5 protein-coding genes are annotated in these 3,678 nt (G+C 48.4%); 2 read left to right on the top strand and 3 right to left on the bottom strand.

Going from position 1 to position 3,678, the window contains the following annotated elements; all coding sequences use genetic code 11:
* The coding region (locus NZ772_15630; protein MCS6814985.1) for a penicillin-binding protein at positions 1 to 1,031 on the bottom strand (1,031 nt) is incomplete at its 3' end.
* Here NZ772_15630 and NZ772_15625 point away from each other — a divergent pair.
* Positions 919 to 1,155 carry a hypothetical protein gene (locus NZ772_15625; GenBank protein MCS6814984.1) on the top strand — a complete coding sequence of 79 codons (237 nt, stop codon included), beginning with the start codon at positions 919 to 921 and terminating at the stop codon, positions 1,153 to 1,155. The two genes, NZ772_15630 and NZ772_15625, sit on opposite strands and share 113 nt — an antisense overlap.
* 199 nt (positions 1,156 to 1,354) lie before the next feature.
* Here the strand turns inward: NZ772_15625 and NZ772_15620 are convergent, their stop codons facing one another.
* The gene (locus NZ772_15620; GenBank protein ID MCS6814983.1) at positions 1,355 to 2,005 is read right to left on the bottom strand and encodes a class I SAM-dependent methyltransferase; all 651 of its coding nucleotides are present in this window, start codon (positions 2,003 to 2,005) and stop codon (positions 1,355 to 1,357) included.
* Positions 2,006 to 2,425: 420 nt separating this feature from the next.
* Between NZ772_15620 and NZ772_15615 the strand changes: the two genes are divergently transcribed.
* A complete protein-coding gene (locus NZ772_15615; protein MCS6814982.1) occupies positions 2,426 to 2,695 on the top strand; it encodes a MoaD/ThiS family protein in 270 nt (89 codons plus the stop codon).
* Positions 2,696 to 2,918: 223 nt separating this feature from the next.
* On the opposite strand, the gene NZ772_15610 is transcribed toward NZ772_15615, so the two are convergent.
* Positions 2,919 to 3,647: an MBL fold metallo-hydrolase gene (locus NZ772_15610; protein ID MCS6814981.1), complete on the bottom strand. Its 729-nt coding sequence runs from the start codon at positions 3,645 to 3,647 to the stop codon at positions 2,919 to 2,921.
* Between the last annotated feature and the right edge of the window lie 31 nt (positions 3,648 to 3,678).

Below are 3,678 nucleotides of genomic sequence, written 5' to 3'. Positions count from 1 at the left end.
TCTTGGGCAGTAAGTTGCAGTTCCGTGTCGATCGTCGTCTGTACCCTCATGCCACCCTTAAGCATTTCTTCCTGTCCAAACTTACGGGTGAGTTCTTGCACAACAGCATTGGTGATTTGCGGAAAAGCACTACCCCGAAATGAGGTGATATTGCCTAACTTGATCGTTTGATTGCGAGCGGCTTGCAGTTCTTTATCGGTAATCCATTCCAACTCTAACATCCGATTCAGCACCAGCAACTGCCGCTCACAGGCTAGTTCTGGTGCATCCTTGTCTATGCAGCGAAAGGTCTTCTTTACCTTCTTATTGCTAACAAACGGGCTAAACGACTCTGGCGCTTGCACCAGACCAGCCATCATAGCAGCTTCCCCTAGGGTTAGATTCGCCGAAGATTTACCAAAATAACTCTCTGCGGCTGTTTCGGCACCGTAGGTATTGTGTCCCCAGTACACCTGGTTCATGTACATTTCAAAAATTTGATCCTTGGTGAATACTTGTTCTAGACGCATAGCTAGTACTGCTTCTGCGACCTTGCGGCTCAAGGCCCGCTCTGGAGTTAGGAACAAGTTTTTGACCAATTGCATAGTAATTGTGGATCCACCCTCAACGGTTTTACCCGCCTGTAGGTTGGCAACCAATGCCCGCATGATCCCAATCGGGTTAACACCACTATGGGAATAGAAGTGACTGTCTTCGATCGCCAATACGGCTAATTTCAAGTTGGGTGATATTTGGTTTAGAGGCATGTTCTCCCGGTTGGCTTCCCCATGCATACTGGAGAGTAACTTGCCGTTAATATCGTAGATGTAGCTAGTTTCAACAGGTACATAGTTACGCAATACTCTGACATCAGGCAAGTTACGGAAGCTGATCGCCAAGCCTACTAGCCCACCAGCAATGACTGAGCTAGCTAACATTGTGACCCCCAAGATTGTGCCCCCGGTAACCCTGGCAACCGCTTGGGTAAATTGCAGCAATGGCGGTGTCTTGCGCACAGGCCGCTTAGGAGAAGCTCCCTTGGCAGTAGTCACCTTGGTTGCAGACTTGTTGATGACAGATTTGTTGACTGCAGACTTGGGTGGTGTCTTGGGGGACACTCCTGACGATGGTGACGCTCCAGTTCTCCTCAACACACTCATGGATCCAAATAGTTAAACTGATCAATTCCGAAATCTAATGCTACTGAAACCTATCTCTATAAATAGGAATCTCTCACGAAGGCGTGAAGCCTTGCGTTTCTTATCCTGCTTTTCCCATATAGTAGCCCTAAAAAATCGTTACCTGTAAATTTTCTATGCCCTTCTACCACAATTGGATACTGTCATTGGCAAAGAATGGTTGAAAACTAGCCGAGCTATGGGGTCGATCGGGTTGCTATCACAGCATAGAAGGGATCCGAGGCACCCATGCCCAATAGTTGCAGCACTGGTATTCCCTGACCAGAACGGACAATGACTTCTGGCGCGGTGAATCCCGGTACTGATTGAAAGTAACGCTTCACAAGGGTAATGCGATCAGCGTCCGACCCGTCACGCCATGCTTGAATTGCCTTTTGATAGAACATCCGGTTGGAAAAGCTGACAATCGCAATGCCACCTGGCTTCAAAACCCGGTGAATCTCATAAAACACGGCCTCAGGATATTGCAGGTATTGCACTGACACCGTGTTTAAGACGGCATCAAAGGATTCATCTGCCAACGGCAACTGAGGATCTTTATTCAAATTCTGGACAAAATAGTGGTGCAGGCGAGGATTGCGAGCTAGTTCCTCAGCGTTCATGCCATGACCTTCGACATGAGTAAATTCCATCTCTGGGGGCAGATGAGACACCCAACTGCTCATGAGATCCAAAATACGAGTGTGGGGTTGTAGGCGTTGGCGATACAAATCGGTTAGCTGATGGATAAAGTTGTCATCTACATGGGTAACAAAGCGAGGGAAATCATAGAACAGACTATCGTCAGTATCATCCAGTTTGGTGCGATCAGCGGGGGTCAGTAACATAAATCACATCGTCTGGTTGCAGTTCATCATCCTAAATCATAAAGAATTGTAACGCCTTTTTGGGGGCTGGATATAGGGCTTAAGGACGATGCTTCTGCATTCAGCTCAAAGTTCCTAGCACCCTGACTATGAACCCGGTGGAATATAGATGAGTGTGAAAAACTGTCACTTATCCAAAAAAATGCCTGACCCCACAAGCCCCCGGAGTCAGGCAACTAGTCTGACAAGAATGTCCTATGAGCCAAGAGTACCTGAACAAAACTAGTTGCCCCCTGCTTGTCCAGTTCCTCTCAGACATACTCGTCAGATAATTTCATTGTGAAGCTCTTGCATCATAAATTGCGTCCCTGTAACTACGTAACTTTACTTAAGGATACTGTGAAGCTGAAAGGGCTTTTCTACAAGGTTTATGAGGGTTTTATGAAGCAACCACAAACTGGTGAGGTGACAGTTACTGTTAAGCTATTTGCGGCCTATCAAGATGCCTATGGAGTTACAGACTTGCAGTTACGATTCCCTGTAGGAACGATGGTATCAACAGTCCGCGATCGCCTGATTGCAGACCGCCCAGAACTAGAGCGCTGGCGAGAAGTAACCCGCTTTGGAGTAAATTTGCAGTTTGTAGAACCAGAAACAATATTGCACGATGGAGATGAGGTGGTATTGATTCCCCCAGTTAGTGGTGGGTGATAGCTAGCTCAACTGCTTATGGAAAAGTCGAGTGCTAATAGTCATCAGGATGGTGACAAAACTGTCAGGGTAAGGGCATTAGGCAACGACATCTCTGAGCTGAATCCATGGAGTAAAACGCTGCGAACATAGGGTGCTAGTGCTCTTTTCGCACACGGTAGCCACGCAGATACTAACGAAGTGTTGCTGCCTGCTTACCCAGAGGCTTCACCTTCAGAGAGAGTTAAAACGTGTAGGTTAGCAACTGAATTTCCATGCCTTGAGAGGGTAAATTTGCAGCCCTGAGGGTAATCTGATCGGTAGCAGCCCGACGAATGCGCACACCCTGCATTAGGGCCAGAAATTCCTCTATTGGGACGATATCACAGGCAGCCGCATTAGCAGCTCTGGTGCGGAAGTGAGTAGGAATCACCAGCTTAGGATTCAGCACGTTGACAGCCTGTAGCGCTTCTGAGGGGCTGTAGGCTTTAGGCCCACCGCCAACGGGCAGAAATAACACATCGGGGCGACCCATGAGGATGCGCTGTTCGCTGGTGATGGGAGCGGCAATGCCACCTAAATGCAAAATGGCGATACCTGCTTGAGTCCAACGCCAGGCAACATTGATACCAAAACGCCTGCCACCAATACGATCGTGTGCTGTAGAAATTCCCTGGATAGGCAGCCCTTGAAACTGATAGGCACCAGGATCTACTAGCAGTCGAGGAGTTCCTGGGAGCATGTCCAAAAAGCCTTCATCCAACAGTCGGCTGCTGACCATAACCAAGTCGCTTTGGACTCTGGGAGGACGGTATCCGGCTGTGCATCCGATCGTCTGGAAGGGGTTAACTAAAATCCGCAAACCTCTACTCGTAAACAAAAAACAAGTGTGACCTAGCCACTTGATGGTCAAGTCATTGGGGTTTGGGCTAGCAGGGCGGGCAACAGGAGCGCTGTTTGCTTGACGATCGATTGTCAGAGCCGTTCCTAACGCTGCCAGTGCA

It is taken from the genome of Cyanobacteriota bacterium, from assembly GCA_025054735.1.
GTDB lineage: Bacteria > Cyanobacteriota > Cyanobacteriia > SKYG9 > SKYG9 > SKYG9.
Note: the sequence above shows the minus strand (reverse complement) of the source record. Positions and strands in the feature narration are given on the sequence as shown.

What these genes read in the sequence shown, in the direction of transcription:
- NZ772_15620 (MCS6814983.1), bottom strand. Translation starts at nt 2,005, where the DNA reads ATGTTACTGACCCCCGCTGATCGCACCAAACTGGATGATACTGACGAT.
- NZ772_15615 (MCS6814982.1), top strand. Translation starts at nt 2,426, where the DNA reads ATGAAGCAACCACAAACTGGTGAGGTGACAGTTACTGTTAAGCTATTT.